Raw genomic sequence first — 18,338 nt, 5'->3', positions numbered from 1 at the left:
ACAGTCGTCTGCCGTCATCCTTCGGGGTGGGGGTGGGTGCATGGTCTGAAACAGACTTCACCGCTGGCCTCAGGGCCTGTGTGTGGTAAATGTTTCGGCGGCCATAGCGAGAGGGAAACGCCCGGTTACATTCCGAACCCGGAAGCTAAGACTCTCAGCGCCGATGGTACTGCAAGGGGGACCTTGTGGGAGAGTAGGACACCGCCGGACTCCTTTTAGTAAGATCAGAGAGCCCCTTCTTCGGAAGGGGCTTTCTGCGTTTAACGCGCCTTCGGCAGTCGTGGGTGAAGCGGTAAGATCATCCTCGATGTCTGCTCCCTTCTCCACCGCGACCGGCACTGATGTGCGCGTCCGGTTCTGCCCTTCGCCCACTGGCACGCCTCACGTCGGCCTGATCCGGACGGCCCTGTTCAACTGGGCTTATGCACGTCACACGGGCGGCAAGCTCGTCTTCCGCATCGAGGACACCGATGCGGCCCGTGACAGCGAAGAGAGTTACGAGCAGATCCTCGACGGTCTTCGGTGGCTCAAGATCGACTGGGACGAAGGTGTCGACGTCGGCGGCCCGCACGGGCCGTACCGGCAGTCGCAGCGTCACGACATCTATCGTGGTGTCATCGACCAGCTGCTCGAGCGAGGACTCCTGTACGAGAGCTTCGCGACGGGCGAGGAGATCGAGGCGCGCAACATCGCAAATGGTCGCGACCCCAAGCAGGGTTACGACAACTTCGAACGTGAGCTCACCGACGAGCAGCGTGCGGCATTCCGTGCCGAGGGACGTCAGCCGGCGCTCCGACTGCGAGTCCCCGACCGCGACCTCAGCTTCGATGATCTCGTTCGTGGGGAGATCACGTTCCCGGCCGGCTCGTTCACTGACTTCGTCGTGGTCCGGCCCAACGGCGTTCCTCTGTACACCTTCGTCAACCCCCTCGACGACGCGCTGATGGGCATCACGCACGTGCTGCGCGGCGAGGACCTCCTCTCATCGACACCCCGGCAGATCGCTCTGTACGAAGCTCTCGTCGAGTTGGGCATCACCACCTTCGTGCCGCGCTTCGGACACCTCCCCTATGTCATGGGTGAGAAGAACAAGAAGCTGTCGAAGCGCGACCCCGAGGCAAACCTCTTCCATCACCGCGACCGTGGCTTCGTCCCGGAGGGCCTGGTCAACTACCTCGCTCTGCTCGGCTGGTCGCTCACACACGATCGAGACGTCTTCTCGATCGACGAGATGGTCGAGGCCTTCGATGTCGTGGACGTCAATCCCAATCCCGCACGCTTCGATCTGAAGAAGGCCGAATCGATCAACGGAGACCACATCCGCCGTCTCGAGGCCGGGGACTTCGTCGATCGTCTTCTGCCCTATCTCGAGGGCGTCGTCTCCGACCCGGTCACCGAGTCGGATCGTCGAGTGCTCGGCGAAGCGGCTCCGCTCGTCCAAGAGCGCATGACTCTGCTCGGAGAGGCGCGTGGCATGTTGTCGTTCCTCTTCACGAGCGACGACGACCTGGTCTACGAAGAGGACGCGATCGCCTCGTTGCCGGAGGGGCATGTCCAGGTGCTGCGCGCCTCCTCGGAGGCTCTGCAGGGGCTGACGTCGTGGAATCACGCCGACATCCAGGAGGCGCTCAAGGGGGCGCTCGTCGACGGGCTCGGGCTCAAGCCTCGCGTCGCCTTCGGCCCGCTGCGCGTCGCGCTGTCCGGTCGACGGGTGAGCCCTCCGCTGTTCGAGTCCATGGAGATCCTCGGTCGCGAGTCGACGATGGCCCGTCTCGAGAGGCTCGCAGCACGCTCATGAGCATGGAGTACGAAGTCGCGGTGATCGGGGGCGGGCCAGCCGGGCTCAGCGCAGCCGTCAATCTCGCCCGCGCCCGCCGTCGCGTGCTGCTCATCGACGGCAACCGGCCGCGCAACTCCGCGACGCTGCTGTCTCACGGGTACCTCACTCGCGACGGCATCTCGCCTCTCGAGCTGCGCAAGCTCGGTCGCGACGAGTTCCTGCGGTACGAGGGTGCCGAACACCGGATGACGATGGCCACGTCGGTGGCGGTCGTCGAGGGCGGCTTCGAGATCGACTGCGACTTCCGTGGGCGCACCAGCAGCGCGACCGCAGGGGTCGTGGTCGTCGCAACCGGGCTGCACGAGACCCTGCCCGAGATCGACGGCCTGAAGGCGTTCTACGGCACGTTCATCCACAGCTGCATCGAGTGCGACGGGTACGACAAGCGTGATCAGCCTCTGGCTGTGATCGGCGAGCACCCCGACCTCGCCGAACGCGCGCATCTGCTGCTGCAGTGGTCGGCCGACCTGGTCGTCTTCACCAACGGGGCTGACGTCGTCACGCCGAGCGAAGAGGCCGATCTCGGGTCACGCGGGGTGACCGTGGAACGCCGCCGTGTGGCGTCGATCGATGCGGACCGCGACGGGATGCGCGCCGTCGTGCTCGACGACGGCACCCGGATCGAACGCTCCGGCGGCTTCGTGCGTCCCGCCTGGTCGGGTGCACTCGAGTACGTCGCCACCACCGGAGCGATGCTCGACTCGGACGGTCTGCTCGTCGTCGACGCGCACGGCCGCACGACGGTCGACGGCCTCTACGCCGCGGGGGAGTCGACGGCGCCGGGGCCGCAGCAGTTGATCGTGGCAGCGGGCTCGGGGGCGTCGGTCGCCGCCGTCGTCAACCGCGATCTGATCGGTGTCGCACGTGGCCTCGGTGATGCTGTACAGTAGGTTCTCGGTTCGAGTTTGAGCCGAGTGATGTAGCACTGACGTGTGTCATCATTGGGGTATGGTGTAATTGGCAACACGACTGATTCTGGTTCAGTTGTTCTTGGTTCGAGTCCAGGTACCCCAGCATCGAGAAAGGCCCCGACCTGTTGGTCGGGGCCTTTCTGCGTCCCCCGCCGACCCAGGAGGCCCGGGTCAGGGTGGGCGGTCATGGCCCTTCCTGCCGCGTGCTGGGTCGTCTTCTGACCAGCGTGGAGTACTCGTCCGGGGGCGCGGGGCAGGGTGGGCGGTTGTGGCCCTTCGTACGGCTCTGAGGGGCGTCTTCTGACCACCGTGGAACGTGGTCGGCGCTATGGGCCCGGCGCAGACGAAGGACGCCCCCGCCGGGATGGCGAGGGCGTCCGTGGTGCTGCGTGGTTGCTACTGCGGGATGGTCGCTCCGAAGCGCGCGGGGAGCGTCGCTCGGTGGGTGCGTCGCAGCTCGTCGAGCGAGACCGTGAAGACATCCTGGATCTCGAGCGACTCCGACGCGCCGTCGGTGACTCCGATGCGGGCCACCGGGTAGCCGCGACCTTCGCAGAGGCCACGGAACCGCACGTCGTCCTCGCGGGGCACCGACACGATCACTCGGCCGGTCGACTCGCTGAAAAGCGCCGTGGCCGCGTCGATGCCGTCGCGCTCAAGCAGTTCGCCGAGCCAGACCCGCGCACCGACGCCGAACCGCAGGACCGACTCCGCCAGGGCCTGCGCGAGGCCGCCGTCGCTGAGGTCGTGCGCGGCCGCGAGCAGCGACTGATCGGCACCGGCGGCCAGCAGCTGGGCCAGCTGCCGCTCGGCGTCGAGGTCGACCGCGGGCGGACGACCGCCGAGGTGGTCGTGGATCACGCCGGCCCAGGCCGAGCCGTCGAGCTCGAGCGCCGTGGTGCCGAGCAGGTAGATGTTGTCGCCTTCGTCCTGCCAGCCGGACGGGACGCGCTTAGCGACGTCCTGGATGACGCCGAGCACGCCCACGACCGGCGTGGGGTGGATCGGCACGGTGCCGGTCTGGTTGTAGAACGAGACGTTGCCACCGGTGACGGGGATCTCGAGTTCGAGGCACCCGTCGGCGAGGCCCTCGACGGTCTGCGAGAACTGCCACATGACCTCCGGGTTCTCGGGGCTGCCGAAGTTCAGGCAGTCCGTCACGGCGGCGGGCACCGCACCCGTCACGGCGACGTTGCGGTACGCCTCGGCGAGGGCCAGACGGGCGCCCTGCTTCGGATCGAGCTGGCAGTACCGGCCGTTGGCGTCGGTGGCGATGGCGAAGCCGAGGCCGCTCTCCTCGTCGACTCGGATCATGCCGCCGTCGTCGGGGAAGCTCAACGCGGTGTTGCCGAGCACGTAGGTGTCGTACTGGTTGGTGACCCAGCTCTTGTCCGACAGGTTCGCCGAGCCGAGCAGTTCGAGGAACTGCTCGCGCAGCACGCTGTTGCCCGTGGGGCGGGGGAGCGCCGAGGCGGAGTCCGCCTGCAGGGCGTCGATCCAGGTCGGGTACGCGACGGGTCGCTCGTAGACCGGGCCGTCGACCGCGACGGTGCGCGGCTCGACGTTGACGATCTCCTCGCCGTGCCAGTCGATCACCAGCCGGCCGGTGTCGGTGACCTCGCCGAGGACGCTCGTCTCGACGTCCCACTTGGCCGTGACGGCGAGGAAGGCCTCGAGCTTCGACGGCTCGACGACGGCCATCATGCGTTCCTGGCTCTCGCTCATCAGGATCTCCTCGGCGGTGAGCGACGGGTCGCGCAGCAGCACCTTGTCGAGCTCGATGAACATGCCGCCGTCGCCGTTGGATGCGAGCTCTGACGTGGCGCAGCTGATGCCGGCGGCGCCGAGGTCTTGGATGCCCTCGACCAGCTCGTCGCGGAACAGCTCGAGGCAGCACTCGATGAGCACCTTCTCGGCGAAGGGGTCGCCCACCTGCACGGCCGGCCGCTTGGTCGGGCCACCCGACGAGAACGTGTCGGAGGCGAGGATGGAGGCGCCGCCGATCCCGTCGCCGCCCGTGCGAGCACCGAAGAGCACGACCTTGTTGCCCACACCGCGGGCGTTCGCCAGGTGCAGGTCCTCATGACGCAGGACGCCGACCGCGAGGGCGTTGACGAGGGGGTTGCCCTGGTAGACGGCGTCGAAATAGGTCTCGCCGCCGATGTTGGGCAGACCGAGGCAGTTCGCGTAGAAGCTGATGCCGCCCACGACGCCGTCGACGACGCGCGCCGTGTCGGGCGCGTCGATGGCACCGAAGCGGAGCTGGTCCATCACGGCGACCGGGCGGGCCCCCATGGAGATGATGTCGCGGACGATGCCGCCGACGCCGGTGGCGGCACCCTGGAAGGGCTCGATGTAGCTGGGGTGATTGTGGGACTCGACCTTGAAGGTCACGGCCCAACCGCCTCCTACGTCGACGACGCCGGCGTTCTCGCCCATGCCGACCATGAGGTCCTTCTTCATGGCGGGCGTGACCTTCTGGCCGAACTGCCGGAGGTAGATCTTGCTCGACTTGTACGAGCAGTGCTCGCTCCACATCACCGAGTACATGGCGAGCTCGCCGCTCGTGGGGCGGCGGCCGAGGATCTCGCGGATCGACGCGTACTCGTCGGCCTTGAGGCCGAGGGCGCCGTAGGGCTGTTCTCTGTCGGGGGTCGCCGCGGCGTTCGCCACGGTGTCGGGCACGTGGCCCTCGGGGCGCACGTCGATCTGCTCCGCCGTGTTCTTGCTGTCGATGCTCATCTGGCGAGGGCCCTCTCGATGACGGACGTGAAGAAGGTGAGACCGTCGATGCCGCTCGACATCGCGTCGGGCATGTCGGGCCCGAACCCCGGCTCGGTCGCGTGCTCGGGGTGGGGCATCAGGCCGACCACGTTGCCGCGTGCGTTGGTGACGCCCGCGATGTCGTCCATCGACCCGTTGGGGTTGACCTCGAGGTAGCGGAAGGCGACCTGCCCCTCGCCCTCGATGCGCTTGATGGTCTCGGCGTCGGCGATGAACCGGCCGTCGGCGTTCTTCAGGGGGATCGTGATCTCCTGCCCCTCGGTGAAGCCGTTCGTCCAGTCGGTGCGGGCGTTCTCGACACGGAGACGCTGGTCGCGGCGGATGAACTGCTGGTGCGCGTTGCGGGTGTGCGCGCCGGGGATGAGCCGCGCCTCCGCCAGCATCTGGAAGCCGTTGCAGATGCCGAGCACGGGCACGCCCTTGTTCGCCGCGTCGACGACCTCGGTCATGATCGGCGAGAACGAGGCGATGGCGCCCGCCCGCAGGTAGTCGCCGTAGCTGAAGCCACCGGGGAGGATGATCGCGTCGACCCCCTGGAGGTCGTGGTCGCCGTGCCAGAGGGCGACGGGTTCGCCGCCGGCGAGTCGGACCGCGCGCTGCGCGTCGCGGTCGTCGAGGGAGCCGGGGAAGGTGACGACGCCGACGCGCATCAGACGGCGGCGGGGGCGTCGGCGGAGTCGACGACGGTGATCGACACGACGTCTTCGATGACGGAGTTCGAGAACATGTCGTCGGCCAGGCGGCGCACGTCGGCGAGCACGCCGTCGGTCACCTCGCCCTCGACGGTGACCTCGAAGCGCTTGCCGATGCGGACATCGGTCAGCTGCTTCTGTCCGAGACGGGCCAGGGCGCCGGCGACGGCCTTGCCCTGGGGGTCGAGCAGTTCAGCCTTGGGCATGACCTCGACGACGATTGTGGGCACGTTTTACTCCTGCGGAGACGTCAGCGGGTGGACGCGACGAGTCTACGGCAGCAGGAGGCGCGGACCGGTGGCGACCAGCGCCTCCTGGGGACGGCGGCGAGACCGGAGAGGGGCCGTCGCGATGCGCGATGCTCAGCGGACTGCGAGTCGGCTCCCAGCGTCGTCATCGGTTCGCATCGCAGGATGATCTCAGCGGTGAGGAACAAGACCTCGTGATCGGGTCTCCTGCCGCCCACACCGGTCGAGGGCTCCTGATCCGCCCGACACCGTAGGACGCCCGGTCGAATCCCCCCATCGACCGGGCGTCACCCCTCTCCCCGGGCTGTGATGACGCTCCGAGTGATGCTCATCTGTTTTTGAACAGATCAAAAGAGTGCTTTACTGGAAGCCATGACGACGATCGCCGACGATGCCACCCGAGACGCCCTCCGCGGCGCCGGTCTGCGCGTCACCGAGCCCCGCCTCGCGGTGCTCGCGGCACTCGAGGGGCGCGCCCACGCTCCTGCCGACGCTCTGTTCGCAGCGGTGGCGCCGCGCCTCCCCGGCACCTCGCTCCAGGCCGTCTACGGCGTCCTCAACGCGTTGACCGGCGTGGGGCTCGTCCGCCGCATCGAACCCGCCGGCTCGCCGGCGCTGTACGAGCTGCGCACCGGAGACAACCACCACCACGTGGTCTGCAGCACCTGCGGCGACATCGCCGACGTCGACTGCGTCGTCGGGCACGCACCGTGCCTCTCGCCGTCGAACGACGCCGGGTTCTTCGTCCAGACGGCCGAGGTCACGTTCTGGGGCATCTGCCCCGAATGCCGCGCCGCCGAGCTCGACCAGCCGCTCGAGGTCGACCCCGTCCTGACCGACTGACCCGCACCTCCCGGGCCCCCACGACATTCCGATCTGAACGACACCGAAAGACAGGATGAGAAGATGACCGACGAGAAACGCGTCACCACCACCAACTCAGGCGCACCCGTCGCGAGCGACGAGCACTCGCAGAGCGTCGGCGCCGACGGCGCGATCGCGCTGCACGACCACTACCTGGTCGAGAAGCTCGCCCAGTTCAACCGCGAGCGAGTCCCCGAGCGCGTCGTGCACGCCAAGGGCGGCGGAGCCTTCGGCACGTTCACGACCACCGGCGACGTCTCGAAGTACACGCGGGCGGCGCTGTTCCAGCCCGGCGTCGAGACCGAGATGCTCGCGCGCTTCTCGACCGTCGCCGGCGAGCAGGGCAGCCCCGACACCTGGCGCGACCCCCGCGGGTTCTCGCTGAAGTTCTACACGACCGAGGGCAACTACGACCTCGTCGGCAACAACACACCCGTGTTCTTCATCCGCGACGGCATCAAGTTCCCCGACTTCATCCGTTCGCAGAAGCGACTGCCCGGCACGCACCTGCGCGACCACGACATGCAGTGGGACTTCTGGACCCTCTCGCCCGAGTCGGCTCACCAGGTGACCTGGCTGATGGGCGACCGGGGTCTGCCCGCCTCGTGGCGCAACATGGACGGCTTCGGGTCGCACACCTACCAGTGGATCAACGCCGAGGGCGAGCGCTTCTGGGTCAAGTACCACTTCAAGAGCGACCAGGGCATCAAGATCCTCGAGCAGGCCGACGCCGACCGCATCGCGGGCGAAGACGCCGACTTCCACATCCGCGATCTCTCGGCCGCGATCGAGCGCGAGGAGTTCCCGACCTGGACCCTCTCCGTGCAGGTCATGCCCTACGAAGACGCGGCGACCTACCGCTTCAACCCGTTCGACCTCACCAAGGTCTGGCCGCACGCCGACTACCCGCTGATCGAGGTCGGCTCGATGGAGCTCAACCGCAACCCCGAGAACTACTTCGCGCAGATCGAGCAGGCGGCGTTCGCCCCCTCGAACTTCGTGCCCGGGATCGCCGCGAGCCCCGACAAGATGCTGCTCGCCCGCATCTTCAGCTACGCCGACGCGCACCGCTACCGTGTGGGCACCAACCACGCGCAGCTGCCGGTCAACGCGCCGAAGTCGCCCGTGCACTCGTACTCGAAAGACGGTGCGGCGCGGTTCGACTTCCAGAAGGCCGAGGTGCCCGTCTACGCACCGAACTCGCTGGGCGGCGCGCACGCCGACCCGCAGGTCGCCGGTGACACGGGCGGCTGGGAGAGCGACGGCGAGCTGCAGCGCTCGGCCGCGACGCTCCACGCCGAGGACGACGACTTCGGGCAGGCCGGCACGCTGGTGCGCGAGGTCATGGACGACGAGCAGCGCGACCGTCTGGTCGCCAACATCGTCGGTCACGTCTCGAAGGTGACCCGCCCCGAGCTGCGCGAGCGCGTCTACGAGTACTGGGCGAACGTCGACCCGACACTCGGTCTCCGCGTCCGCAAGGGCGTCGAGCCGGAGGCCCCCGGTTCGAACGAGGACCCGGCGACGGTCGGCGTCAGCGTCTGATCGATCGGTCTGGTGCCTGAAAGAGGCGCGGTTCCTGTTCTGCAGGAGCCGCGCCTCCTTCCGTCTGCCGCGTCGACGGGTCACGACGCGCCGTGGGGCTCGCGAGCCGGCGGAGTGTCGTGACTCCTCGACAGCGGGTCAGACCATCTGCCCGTTCCAGTGCAGGTCGCCCTCGGGCCACTCCGCCAGGGTCGAGGTGCCCTCGCGGGCGAGCCAGCCCTCCTGCTGCGTGACGAGCACGCCCGCGCCATCGGCGCTGAACGCCGTGTAATGACCGGTGATCGGTTCGCCGGCGTGCTCGAGCGGGCGCCACCCGGCCGAGCGGTAGAAGCCCTGGACCCCCTCGCCCGACTCGAGCACGCCGAAGCGGACGCGCAGATCGGTCAGCACGCCGTCGACGTGCCGCAGGAGCTCGGCGCCGAGCCCCGTGTTCTGCACCTCGGGCGAGACGGCGACCATGCCCACGGCGGCGACGAGCAGGTCGGTCGTGCCGACGGTGACGAACTGGCGGCGGACTCCGGCATGCGCCACGACCACGTCGCCGAGCCGTGCGACGACACGGCGCTCGGGTTGCATGCCCGCCCAGCTGCGGGCTCCGAGGTACCAGTGGTCGTAGCTCGGGAACGCCCGGGCGAGCAGCGACGCGATGGCCTCGTGATCGTCGAGCGTGAGGTCGCCCTCGGCGACGGGGCTGAAGATCGGGGCTGGTGCTGCGGCGTCGGACATGACGTCGACGCTAGCGCGCCCCGCCTCGTGCCGGCGGGGTGCTGGCGGCGTGCGGCGGGGGAGGGCGGTCGTGGGTCGCGTCGGTCGGCGTGCCCTGCGTCAGCGGGTGCGGGTCGTGACTTCGATGCGGTTCGACCAGGGGTCGTCGAAGCCGAGCACCCGTCCGTCGTCGCGGGTGGCCACGCCGAAGTGGCCGAGGCGCTCGCCGAGTGCGCCGAGATCGTCGCCGCTCGGCACCTCGATCCGCACGAGTCCCAGCCCGAGGGCGAGCTGCCGGCGCCCGGCGCCCGCGCTGTTCCACGTGTTCATCGCCATGTGGTGGTGGTAGCCGCCGGCGCTGACGAACAGGGCCTGCGGTCCGAATCGCGTCGTCGTCTCGAAGCCGAGCTGCTCGACGTAGAACCGGTGGGCCGAATCGACGTCGCCCACGCTGAGGTGCACGTGCCCGACGGAGGCGGGGCGGAGGGCGGTGCCGGCCAGCGCCTCCTCGGTGACGTTCTGCTGCAGGAACCCGTTCGGATCGAGCGCGAGCGTCGCCATGTCGACCTGCCCGTGCGTCCACGACCACTCGGTGCGGGCTCGGTCCCAGTAGAGCTCGATGCCGTTGCCCTCGGGATCGGTGAAGTAGAACGCCTTGCTGACGAGGTGGTCGGCGCTGCCGGTGAACGACTGCGGGTGGCGGCTCGCGACCGAGTAGACCGCTGCGGCCAGATCGGCCTCCGTCTCGAACAGGATGGCCGTGTGGAACAGCCCGGCCTCGCGCGGACCGGCGTGTCGCAGCTCGGGCGCGTGCTCGAGGATCACGATCGGCGTCGCACCGCGCCCCAGGGTCACCCGGCCCGCCGCCGGCTCGCTCGCCAGCACCTGCAGCGTGACCGAGTCGCGGTAGTACGTGGTCATCGCGTCGAGATCGGCGACGCGGAGGGTGACCGCACCCATGCCCGTGTCGGCTGCGAGCAGATCGGCCGAGGAGGCGCGGGGTGCGTCGGGAGCGGCGGGTGCGTCGGTCATGGGGTCCTCTGAACGGTCGATGTCGATGGGGCGTCACAGGTCGGTGACGTGTCATCGACCTAACCGGTCGGCGGGAGGCGGCATTCCCGACGCGCGACGGGGCTTGGCCGCAGGCGCAACCGGCGCAACCGGCGCAACCGGCGCAACCGGCGCGTCAGGCGGTGAGGCGCTCGATGAGCTCGCGGTAGCGGAGAGCGGTCTGCTCGACCACGTCGGCGGGGAGCTCGGGCGGGGTGCCCGTGCCGTCCCAGTTGGTCGAGAGCCAGTTGCGGACGATCTGCTTGTCGAAGCTCGCGGTGCGATCGCCCGAGGCGTAGACCTCGGCGTCCCAGTAGCGACTGCTGTCGCTCGTCAGCACCTCGTCGCCGAGGGTGATCTCGCCGGTCTCGCGATCGGCCCCGAACTCGAACTTCGTGTCGGCGAGGATCACCCCACGAGCCTCGGCCACCGCGGAGGCACGGCGGAAGACGTCGAGCGAGAGGTCGCGGAGCGCCTCCGCCGTCTCGGCCCCGACCAGTTCGACGGTGCGCTCGAAGCTGATGTTCTCGTCGTGATCGCCCAGCTGCGCCTTGAACGCCGGCGTGTAGATGGGCTCGGGCAGTCGGTCGCCGCTCGCGAGGCCCTCGGGCAGCGGCACGCCGCAGACGGTGCCGTGCGCCTGGTACTCGACCCAGCCGCTGCCGACGAGGTAGCCGCGCACGACGCACTCGACGGGGAACATGTCGAGCGGCTTCACGAGCATGGCGCGGTCGCGGACGGCGCCGGGCAGCGACACCGTCGCTCGCGTCGGGTCGACCAGGTGGTTCGGCACCGTCTCGAGCTGGTCGAACCACCACAGGCTGAGCTGCGTCAGGAGGGCGCCCTTGCCCGGGATGCCGGGCTCGAGCACCTGGTCGAACGCGCTGACCCGGTCGCTGGCGACGACGAGCACGTACTCGGTGCCGTCGAGCGATGCGGCGCCGTCCGTGGCGGGGACGTACAGGTCGCGGACCTTGCCCGAGTAGACGGGCGCCCATCCGTCGAGGGCGGGGGGCGTGCCGAGGGTGCTCATCGGGTGACCCGCTCGGCGATGTCGCGGCGGTACTGGCCGCCCTCGAGCCCGATGCGCGACAGGGCGTCGTAGGCGCGGCCTCGTGCCTCGCCGAAGTCGGCCCCTTCGGCGACGACGCTGAGCACGCGGCCGCCGGTCGCGATGAGGCGGTCGTCGAGCCGGGCCGTGGCGGCGTGCGCGACGTGGACTCCTGCGACGGCCGTGGCGTCGTCGAGCCCGGTGAGCGGACGACCGCTGACGGCAGCCTCGGGGTAGCCCTCGCTGGCGAGGACGACCGTGACGGCGGAGGTGGGCGCGAACCGAGGCGATTCGTGGTTGCCCAGCGAGCCGGTCGACGCCGCGAGCAGCAGACCGCTGAGGGGGGTGATGAGCCGGGGCAGCACGACCTGCGTCTCGGGGTCGCCGAACCGGGCGTTGAACTCGATGACGCGCACACCCTGCTCGGTGAGGATCAGCCCGGCGTAGAGCAGGCCGATGAACGGCGTCGACTCGCTCTCGAGCTGACGGACCGTCGGTGTGGCGATCGTGTCGAGCACCTCGTCGACGAAGTCCTTCTCGCTGCCGAACCGGTCGGCCAGCCACGGCAGGGGCGAGTACGCGCCCATGCCGCCCGTGTTGGGCCCGTCGTCGCCGTCGAGCAGTCGTTTGTAGTCTTGCGCCGGGCTGAGCGGCACGACGGTGTGACCGTCGCTGAGGAAGAACAACGAGACCTCGGGGCCGTCGAGGTGCTCTTCGACGAGCACCGGCCCGTGCTGCAGCCAATAGGTGGTGTGCTCGACCGCGGCGTCGCGGCTCTCGGTGACGAGCACGCCCTTGCCCGCCGCGAGTCCGTCGGCCTTGACGACGTACGGAGCGCCGAAGTCGTCGAGCACCGCGATGGCCTCGTCGAGGGTGCCGACGCGCGTCGCGCGACCGGTCGGCACGCCGGCCTCCTGCATGATGCGCTTGGCGAAGGTCTTGCTGCCCTCGAGCGCGGCGGCCTTCTTACCGGGCCCGAAGACGGGGATGCCGCGAGTCCGCAGCGCGTCGGCCACACCGGCGACCAAGGGGGCCTCGGGGCCGATGACGACCAGCTCGACGTCGTTCTCGAGCGCGTACTCGGCGACGACCGAGCCGTTCGACGGGTCGAGGTGCACGACCTCGACCTGCGCCGCGATGCCGGCGTTGCCGGGGGCCGCGACGATCTCGTGGCCCGCGTCTTCGCGCAGCAGGGCGGTGATGATGGCGTGCTCACGAGCACCGGAACCGAGGACGAGGATTCGCACGGGGCAAGCCTACCGACGAGCGCCGACAGGCGGGTGGGGCGCTGTGGACGGGCCCGGCGGTCGGGGCCGGGCGTACGGTGGCCCGATGGCCAAGGCGCGGATCGACGACGGGGCGGGGGCGGCTGCCGTCCGGGAGGCGTCGGCGGCGCTCGACGGCGGCGAGACGGCACCCCGGATGGTGACGGCCACCGCCGTCCGCTGGTTGCTCCAGGTGATGGCCGATGCCGAGCCGGGGGCCACCGTGGAGGTGCGGGTCCCTCCGTTCGGAGCCGTCCAGTTCCGTGAGGGGCTGAGTCACACCCGGGGTACGCCGCCGAACGTCGTCGAGACCGACGCGGACACCTTCATCCGCCTCGCGACCGGTCGTCTGACCTGGCCCGAGGCGGTCGCCGGTGCGCTGGTCTCCGCGTCGGGCAGTCGAGCGGATCTCACCGGGTACGTGCCCGTGCGGCTGCCGGGGCTGCGTTCGGAGTGAGCCGGGGCGGGCGTGGTCGGCGAGGGGCTGCGCCTCCTGCACCGCGCCTCCGGAGCAGGGTCCGGCATGTGGCGTCGTGTGGTTCGACACCGAGAATGCTGAACGGCGGCGCGGCGTCCGTCTGGGAGACTTGGCGGGTGACCAACGCTCCCGACCACTCGCAGCAGCCCGACGTCCCCGCCGAGCCCGCCGAGTCTGCCGAGCCCGCCGGGTCGACCGAGCCCGCCGGGTCGACCGAGCCCGCCGAGCCTGCCGAGCCCGTCGAGGTCGCGACGCATGACGAGGTCACGGTGCGCCGGGCGCCCAAGTACCCGGTCTTCCTGATCATGGGTGCGCTCGCCGGGGTCATCGTGTCGCTGATCGTGACCTCGCTCTTCCCGTTCCAGGAGGGGGAGGGCGTCGCGTCGACCTACGGCTACTTCTCGCTCTGGGGGCTGACCTTCGGCGGGGCGATCGGCTCGCTCGTGGCGATCATCGTCGACCGCGTGTCGGTCCGTCGGGCGAAGTCGGTCACCGTCGAGCGCAGCCGGGTCGACGCTCCGGACGAGGCCGTCGAGGGCGACATCGAGTCCTGACCCGCCCCGATCGGGTGTGCAATTCGCGACGAGAACGCGCGAAGCGGCGTCTTTTTGCTGGCGTTACGGGCCGCAAGAGGCGTTCTGGTCGGGTTCGGCACGCCGAGGAGGCGCGGGTCGGACGGGTTCGGCACGCCGCGGTGCAGTGGCCCGGTCGCGATCTGCACGGCACGAACCGGTCGCGACCTGAACTGCGCGAGAAGGTCGCGATTTGCACAGGCGGGCGGGAGGCGCGGGTCAGCCCACCACGCGCAGCCCTCCCCGCGCTACCCGCCGCTCGCGCGGCGCAGGCTGCTGAGCAGCTCGGGCCCTCGGGCGTCGAGCGACCTGCCTCCGCGGTCGATGCCGACGAACAGCAGCGCCGTGCCAAGCCCGACCCCGACCACGAGCGTCAACCAGCCGAGCAGCGCGCTACCGGTGACGAGCGCCGCGATGGCGAGTGCGATCTCGGGGATGGCGAAGGCGAACGCGATGATCCACACGAGGTAGGTGATGAGCGCCGTCGTCAGCGTCGAGCCCTGCGGCGACTTGAACGGGCTCTCGCCGGCTGCGGGCACCGGCATCAGGAACCTCGTCGACGCGACGCTCGAGACCCCGTACCCGGTCAGCATCACGCCGAGCCCCAGGCCGAGCATCACCGGCACGAGGTCGAGTCGACCCACCACGGCGAGCGGCACGACGGTCGCGATCAGCACCATCGGCACCGAGAAGAGCGACAGCGTCAGCACGCGCCCGGCCCGGTCCGCCCGACCCGAGAGGCCCGTCGACAGGTGCGCGGCGAACGCCGTGCCGTCGTACGAGATCTCGGCGCTGAGGGTGATCATCAGCAGGGCGCCGATGGCCGGCCCCGTCGCGAGCAGCAGCCAGTCGCTGCCGGTGGTGACCGAGATGAAGATCGCCAGCACGGGGATCAGCGGTACGACGATCAGCGACCCGCCGTATCGGGGGTCGCGCATCCAGTAGACGGCCGCGCGAGCGGCGACGGCGCCGGTGGGAGTGGCCGGGAACCAGCGGAAGGGCCCGAGACCCTTCGCGGTCGAACCCGAGTCCGACGCCGGAGGGGCGATGAGGGCCGCGGCCAACCCGCGCCTCCAGAGCAGGAGGAGCACGGCCAGCGTCGCGAGGGCGATCCCGACCTTGGCGAGGGCCTCGAGACCGCGCCCCGCGGCGAGGTCGCCCGGGATCGACCACGCCGCCCCGAGCGGTGTGAACGACAAGGTTCGCGCGATCTCGGGCAGGTCGTCGCCGACGGTGGCGAGCCCGGTGCCGGCGAGGGCGATGATCGGCCCGGCGAGGATCAGCGGGATGAAGACCAGCACGCTCATCAGCTCGCGGTAGCGACGCTTCGACCCCAGCGACGACGTCAGCGACTCGACGGTGCGCGACGCGGCGATGCAGGTCAGCACGCCGATCACGGCGCAGAACGGCGCAGTGATCAGGGCCACCGGGTCGCGCAGCCAGCTGAGGGCGGTCGCGACACCGGCTATGGCGGTCACCAGGCCCGGCACACCCAGCACACCGCAGATCAGCAGGGCGACGAGCAGACGATCGGCCGGGATCGGGAACGCGCGCAGCTTCTCGACGCTGAGGGTCTGATCGAGACCGCGCAGCACGAGCGGCACGATCACCCAGCCGAGCACGAGCACCGAGCCCCCGAGCACCGCGGTCGTCCACGCGACGCCCTCGGGCGCGAACGACAGGGCGATGAGCCCGGCCACGACCACGCCGAGGATGCCCAGGCCGTACAGGAGACCGATGATCGCGGCGACGAGCTGCCAGGTGCTGCGCTTGAAGCCGTTCAGCATCACCCGCCAGCGGAGCCTCAGGAGGTGCGCAACCACGACGGCCCCTCGTTGTGGCGACGTCCGCCGACGAGCTCGACGAAACGGTCTTCGAGCGTCGAACCGCCCCGCACCTCGTCGATCGTGCCCTCGGCCAGCACGCGGCCGTTCGCGACGACGGCGACGTGATCGCACATGCGCTGCACGAGGTCCATCGAGTGGCTCGACACGATCACCGTGCCGCCGCCCTCGACGTAGCCCTGCAGGATGTCGCGGATGTTGGCGGCCGAGATCGGGTCGACCGACTCGAACGGCTCGTCGAGCACGAGGAGGCGCGGTGCGTGCACCAGTGCGCAGGCCAACGCCACCTTCTTGGTCATGCCCGCGGAGTAGTCGACGACGAGCGTGCCCCCGGCGCCGCGGAGGTCGAGCAGGTCGAGCAGATCGCCGACGCGCTGAGCGGTCGTCTCGCGATCCATCCCGTTGAGCAGGCCGTGGTAAGTGACGAGCTGCTCGCCGGTGAGGCGGTCGAACAGCTTGACGCCGTCGCTCAGCACGCCGACCAGCGCCTTGGCGTGCGTCGGGTCGCTCCACACGTCGTGCCCGAGCACCTCGATGGTGCCGGCGTCGGGTCGCAGCAGACCGGTCGCCATCGACAGCGTCGTGGTCTTGCCGGCGCCGTTCGGCCCGACGAGCCCGTAGAACGAGCCCCTCGGCACGGTCAGGTCGATGCCGTCGACCGCGACCTTCTGGCCGAAGGCCTTGCGGAGGCCGCTGATCTGCAGCGCGACCCCGCCCTGCGGAGCCCGATCGCCGGGCGAGACCGACGCGGCGGGCGCAGCCGACGACGTGGGCACGGCCGCCGAGGCGGCGGGCACTGCGGGATCGGGCACGGGAGGAGGCACGGCGTCCGTCATGCGGTCAGCCTAGGGAGACCGACGGGGTCGCGACCACCGCCTCCCGGGGGAGATGCGGGTGAAGACGACCCGCGCCTCCTCGGTGGGGGAGGAGGCGCGGGTCGGTCGATCGGGGACCGGCGACTAGCTGAGCTGGTTGGCCTCGACCCAGGCGAGGTACTCGGGGCTGACCGTGCCGGTGACGTACTCGCCCGTGAAGCAGCTCATCTCGAGCTCGGTGACGTCGCTGCCCTCGATGATGGCCGCCTGCATGTCGGCGACCTCTTGATAGATGAGGTGGTCGGCCCCGAGCTCGCGGGCGATCTCGGGGATCTTGCGATCGTGGGCGACGAGTTCGTGACGGGTCGGCATGTTGATGCCGTACACGTGGGGGAACCGCACGGGAGGCGCGGCGGAGGTGAACGTGACCTCGTTCGCCCCGGCGGCGCGCGCCATCTCGACGATCTCTCGCGAGGTGGTGCCGCGCACGATCGAGTCGTCGACGATCAGGATGTTCTTGCCCTTGAACTCACTCGACATCGCGTTCAGCTTCTGCCGCACGGAGCGCTTGCGCTCGGCCTGCCCCGGCATGATGAACGTGCGGCCGACGTAGCGGTTCTTGTAGAAGCCCTCGCGGTACTCGATGCCGAGCTTCTGCGCGACCTGCATGGCGGCGGGCCGCGACGAGTCGGGGATCGGCATGACGACGTCGATGTCGCCGGTGGGCGCGTAGGTCGCGATCGTGTCGGCCAGGCGGTTGCCGAGTCGGAGGCGCGCGTCGTAGACCGAGATGCCGTTCATGATCGAGTCGGGGCGCGCCAGGTAGACGTACTCGAACGAGCAGGGGATCAGGCGCGGGCTCGCGTGGCACTGCTTCGACACCATCTCGCCGTCGAGCGAGATGAAGACCGCCTCGCCGGGGGCGACGTCGCGGACGATCTCGTAGCCGCCCGACTCGAGCACCAGCGACTCGGAGGCGGTGATCCACTCTTCGCGGACGCCGTCGGCCGCGAGACGACGACCGAGCACCAGCGGGCGGATGCCGAACGGGTCGCGGAAGGCGAGCAGACCGTGCCCGGCGATCATCGCGATCGCGGCGTACGAGCCCTGCACGCGCTCGTGCACCCGCGAGACCGCGGCGAAGATCTGATCGGGGTCGAGGTCGCTGCCGTTGACCTGCTCCTGCAGCTCGTGCGCCAGCACGTTGACGAGCAGCTCGGTGTCGCTGTTCGTGTTGAGGTGCCGGCGGTCGACATGGAACAGCTCGCTGGTCAGCTCGCGCGTGTTCGTCAGGTTGCCGTTGTGGATGAGCACGATGCCGTACGGGGCGTTCACGTAGAACGGCTGCGCCTCTTGCTCGTTGCTCGCGGCGCCCTTGGTCGCGTAGCGCACGTGACCGAGCCCCATCGTGCCGAGCAGAGCACGCATGTCGCGGGTGCGGAAGCCCTCGCGCACCTGCCCCCTGGTCTTGTGGATGTGGAAGATGCCGCGCTCGGCGGTGGCGATGCCGGCGCTGTCCTGGCCGCGGTGCTGCAGCAGGAGGAGCGAATCGTAGACGAGTTGATTTGCTGGCTCGTGCGCGACGAGACCGACGATGCCGCACATGCGGATCTGGCTCCAGACCGTAGAGTTGGGGTTACCGCGTCAGTCTAGAGCGACACCGAATGGATGAAC

General features: G+C 69.7%; 16 protein-coding genes, 1 tRNA gene and 1 rRNA gene. 8 read left to right on the top strand and 10 right to left on the bottom strand.

What is annotated here, in order from left to right:
• The first annotated feature begins 93 nt into the window (after positions 1-93).
• The 4 genes from rrf to ACZ6JE_RS08130 all read left to right on the top strand — a co-directional run bounded on the left by rrf (position 94) and on the right by ACZ6JE_RS08130 (position 2,854).
• Positions 94-210 (top strand): 5S ribosomal RNA (gene rrf, locus ACZ6JE_RS08145).
• Positions 211-307: 97 nt separating this feature from the next.
• Positions 308-1,798, top strand: a complete 1,491-nt coding sequence (gene gltX / locus ACZ6JE_RS08140; protein WP_464318661.1) for a glutamate--tRNA ligase — start codon at positions 308-310, stop codon at positions 1,796-1,798.
• A gap of 2 nt (positions 1,799-1,800) precedes the next feature.
• The gene (locus tag ACZ6JE_RS08135) at positions 1,801-2,730 is read left to right on the top strand and encodes an NAD(P)/FAD-dependent oxidoreductase (protein ID WP_464318660.1); all 930 of its coding nucleotides are present in this window, start codon (positions 1,801-1,803) and stop codon (positions 2,728-2,730) included.
• 52 nt (positions 2,731-2,782) lie between these two features.
• Positions 2,783-2,854: transfer RNA gene (locus tag ACZ6JE_RS08130), tRNA-Gln, on the top strand.
• A 293-nt stretch (positions 2,855-3,147) separates the two neighbouring features.
• Here ACZ6JE_RS08130 and purL read toward each other — a convergent pair.
• The 3 genes from purL to purS are packed head-to-tail and all read right to left on the bottom strand — an operon-like array spanning position 3,148 to position 6,457.
• A complete protein-coding gene (gene purL / locus ACZ6JE_RS08125) occupies positions 3,148-5,493 on the bottom strand; it encodes a phosphoribosylformylglycinamidine synthase subunit PurL (RefSeq protein ID WP_192060869.1) in 2,346 nt (781 codons plus the stop codon).
• Positions 5,490-6,185, bottom strand: coding sequence for a phosphoribosylformylglycinamidine synthase subunit PurQ (purQ, locus tag ACZ6JE_RS08120; RefSeq protein WP_192060868.1), 696 nt, complete (start codon positions 6,183-6,185; stop codon positions 5,490-5,492). Before purQ ends, purL begins: the two co-directional genes overlap by 4 nt.
• Positions 6,185-6,457, bottom strand: a complete 273-nt coding sequence (purS, locus tag ACZ6JE_RS08115) for a phosphoribosylformylglycinamidine synthase subunit PurS (protein WP_192060867.1) — start codon at positions 6,455-6,457, stop codon at positions 6,185-6,187. Before purS ends, purQ begins: the two co-directional genes overlap by 1 nt.
• 390 nt (positions 6,458-6,847) lie before the next feature.
• Here purS and ACZ6JE_RS08110 point away from each other — a divergent pair, with 390 nt between their 5' ends.
• Both ACZ6JE_RS08110 and ACZ6JE_RS08105 read left to right on the top strand, forming a co-directional pair.
• Complete coding sequence (locus ACZ6JE_RS08110) at positions 6,848-7,318, top strand: Fur family transcriptional regulator (protein ID WP_192060866.1); 471 nt, start codon at positions 6,848-6,850, stop codon at positions 7,316-7,318.
• A gap of 63 nt (positions 7,319-7,381) precedes the next feature.
• Positions 7,382-8,884 carry a catalase gene (locus ACZ6JE_RS08105; RefSeq protein WP_192060865.1) on the top strand — a complete coding sequence of 501 codons (1,503 nt, stop codon included), beginning with the start codon at positions 7,382-7,384 and terminating at the stop codon, positions 8,882-8,884.
• A gap of 138 nt (positions 8,885-9,022) precedes the next feature.
• Here ACZ6JE_RS08105 and ACZ6JE_RS08100 read toward each other — a convergent pair whose 3' ends face one another.
• The 4 genes from ACZ6JE_RS08100 to purD form a co-directional block, all read right to left on the bottom strand.
• Entirely contained in the window at positions 9,023-9,610 is a 588-nt protein-coding gene (locus ACZ6JE_RS08100; protein ID WP_192060864.1) for a GNAT family N-acetyltransferase, read from the bottom strand.
• Between the two features lie 99 nt (positions 9,611-9,709).
• Entirely contained in the window at positions 9,710-10,621 is a 912-nt protein-coding gene (locus tag ACZ6JE_RS08095) for a VOC family protein (RefSeq protein WP_464318659.1), read from the bottom strand.
• Between the two features lie 154 nt (positions 10,622-10,775).
• Complete coding sequence (locus tag ACZ6JE_RS08090; RefSeq protein WP_464318658.1) at positions 10,776-11,672, bottom strand: phosphoribosylaminoimidazolesuccinocarboxamide synthase; 897 nt, start codon at positions 11,670-11,672, stop codon at positions 10,776-10,778.
• The gene (gene purD, locus ACZ6JE_RS08085) at positions 11,669-12,937 is read right to left on the bottom strand and encodes a phosphoribosylamine--glycine ligase (protein WP_464318657.1); all 1,269 of its coding nucleotides are present in this window, start codon (positions 12,935-12,937) and stop codon (positions 11,669-11,671) included. Before purD ends, ACZ6JE_RS08090 begins: the two co-directional genes overlap by 4 nt.
• Before the next feature lie 85 nt (positions 12,938-13,022).
• Here purD and ACZ6JE_RS08080 point away from each other — a divergent pair, with 85 nt between their 5' ends.
• Together ACZ6JE_RS08080 and ACZ6JE_RS08075 are read left to right on the top strand one after the other, a co-directional pair.
• Positions 13,023-13,412 carry a sterol carrier family protein gene (locus tag ACZ6JE_RS08080; protein ID WP_192060861.1) on the top strand — a complete coding sequence of 130 codons (390 nt, stop codon included), beginning with the start codon at positions 13,023-13,025 and terminating at the stop codon, positions 13,410-13,412.
• 137 nt (positions 13,413-13,549) lie between these two features.
• Positions 13,550-13,987, top strand: coding sequence for a hypothetical protein (locus tag ACZ6JE_RS08075; RefSeq protein ID WP_464318656.1), 438 nt, complete (start codon positions 13,550-13,552; stop codon positions 13,985-13,987).
• 266 nt (positions 13,988-14,253) lie between these two features.
• Here the strand turns inward: ACZ6JE_RS08075 and ACZ6JE_RS08070 are convergent, their stop codons facing one another.
• The 3 genes from ACZ6JE_RS08070 to purF form a co-directional block, all read right to left on the bottom strand.
• Positions 14,254-15,828: a transporter gene (locus tag ACZ6JE_RS08070; protein ID WP_464318655.1), complete on the bottom strand. Its 1,575-nt coding sequence runs from the start codon at positions 15,826-15,828 to the stop codon at positions 14,254-14,256.
• Positions 15,810-16,685 (bottom strand): ABC transporter ATP-binding protein, encoded by an 876-nt coding sequence (locus tag ACZ6JE_RS08065; protein WP_320478426.1) that lies wholly within the window; start codon positions 16,683-16,685, stop codon positions 15,810-15,812. Before ACZ6JE_RS08065 ends, ACZ6JE_RS08070 begins: the two co-directional genes overlap by 19 nt.
• Before the next feature lie 123 nt (positions 16,686-16,808).
• A complete protein-coding gene (purF, locus tag ACZ6JE_RS08060; RefSeq protein WP_320479601.1) occupies positions 16,809-18,269 on the bottom strand; it encodes an amidophosphoribosyltransferase in 1,461 nt (486 codons plus the stop codon).
• Positions 18,270-18,338 lie beyond the last annotated feature (69 nt).

It is taken from the genome of Frigoribacterium sp. AC759 (assembly GCF_979256015.1).
This window is presented reverse-complemented; position numbering and strand designations above follow the sequence as displayed.

Coding starts and splice junctions, on each gene's coding strand:
- ACZ6JE_RS08135 (WP_464318660.1), top strand. CDS start 1,801: ATGGAGTACGAAGTCGCGGTGATCGGGGGCGGGCCAGCCGGGCTCAGC.
- ACZ6JE_RS08105 (WP_192060865.1), top strand. CDS start 7,382: ATGACCGACGAGAAACGCGTCACCACCACCAACTCAGGCGCACCCGTC.
- ACZ6JE_RS08065 (WP_320478426.1), bottom strand. CDS start 16,685: ATGACGGACGCCGTGCCTCCTCCCGTGCCCGATCCCGCAGTGCCCGCC.
- ACZ6JE_RS08110 (WP_192060866.1), top strand. CDS start 6,848: ATGACGACGATCGCCGACGATGCCACCCGAGACGCCCTCCGCGGCGCC.
- purL (WP_192060869.1), bottom strand. CDS start 5,493: ATGAGCATCGACAGCAAGAACACGGCGGAGCAGATCGACGTGCGCCCC.
- ACZ6JE_RS08095 (WP_464318659.1), bottom strand. CDS start 10,621: ATGACCGACGCACCCGCCGCTCCCGACGCACCCCGCGCCTCCTCGGCC.
- ACZ6JE_RS08090 (WP_464318658.1), bottom strand. CDS start 11,672: ATGAGCACCCTCGGCACGCCCCCCGCCCTCGACGGATGGGCGCCCGTC.
- ACZ6JE_RS08080 (WP_192060861.1), top strand. CDS start 13,023: ATGGCCAAGGCGCGGATCGACGACGGGGCGGGGGCGGCTGCCGTCCGG.
- purQ (WP_192060868.1), bottom strand. CDS start 6,185: ATGCGCGTCGGCGTCGTCACCTTCCCCGGCTCCCTCGACGACCGCGAC.
- gltX (WP_464318661.1), top strand. CDS start 308: ATGTCTGCTCCCTTCTCCACCGCGACCGGCACTGATGTGCGCGTCCGG.
- ACZ6JE_RS08100 (WP_192060864.1), bottom strand. CDS start 9,610: ATGTCCGACGCCGCAGCACCAGCCCCGATCTTCAGCCCCGTCGCCGAG.
- purF (WP_320479601.1), bottom strand. CDS start 18,269: ATGTGCGGCATCGTCGGTCTCGTCGCGCACGAGCCAGCAAATCAACTC.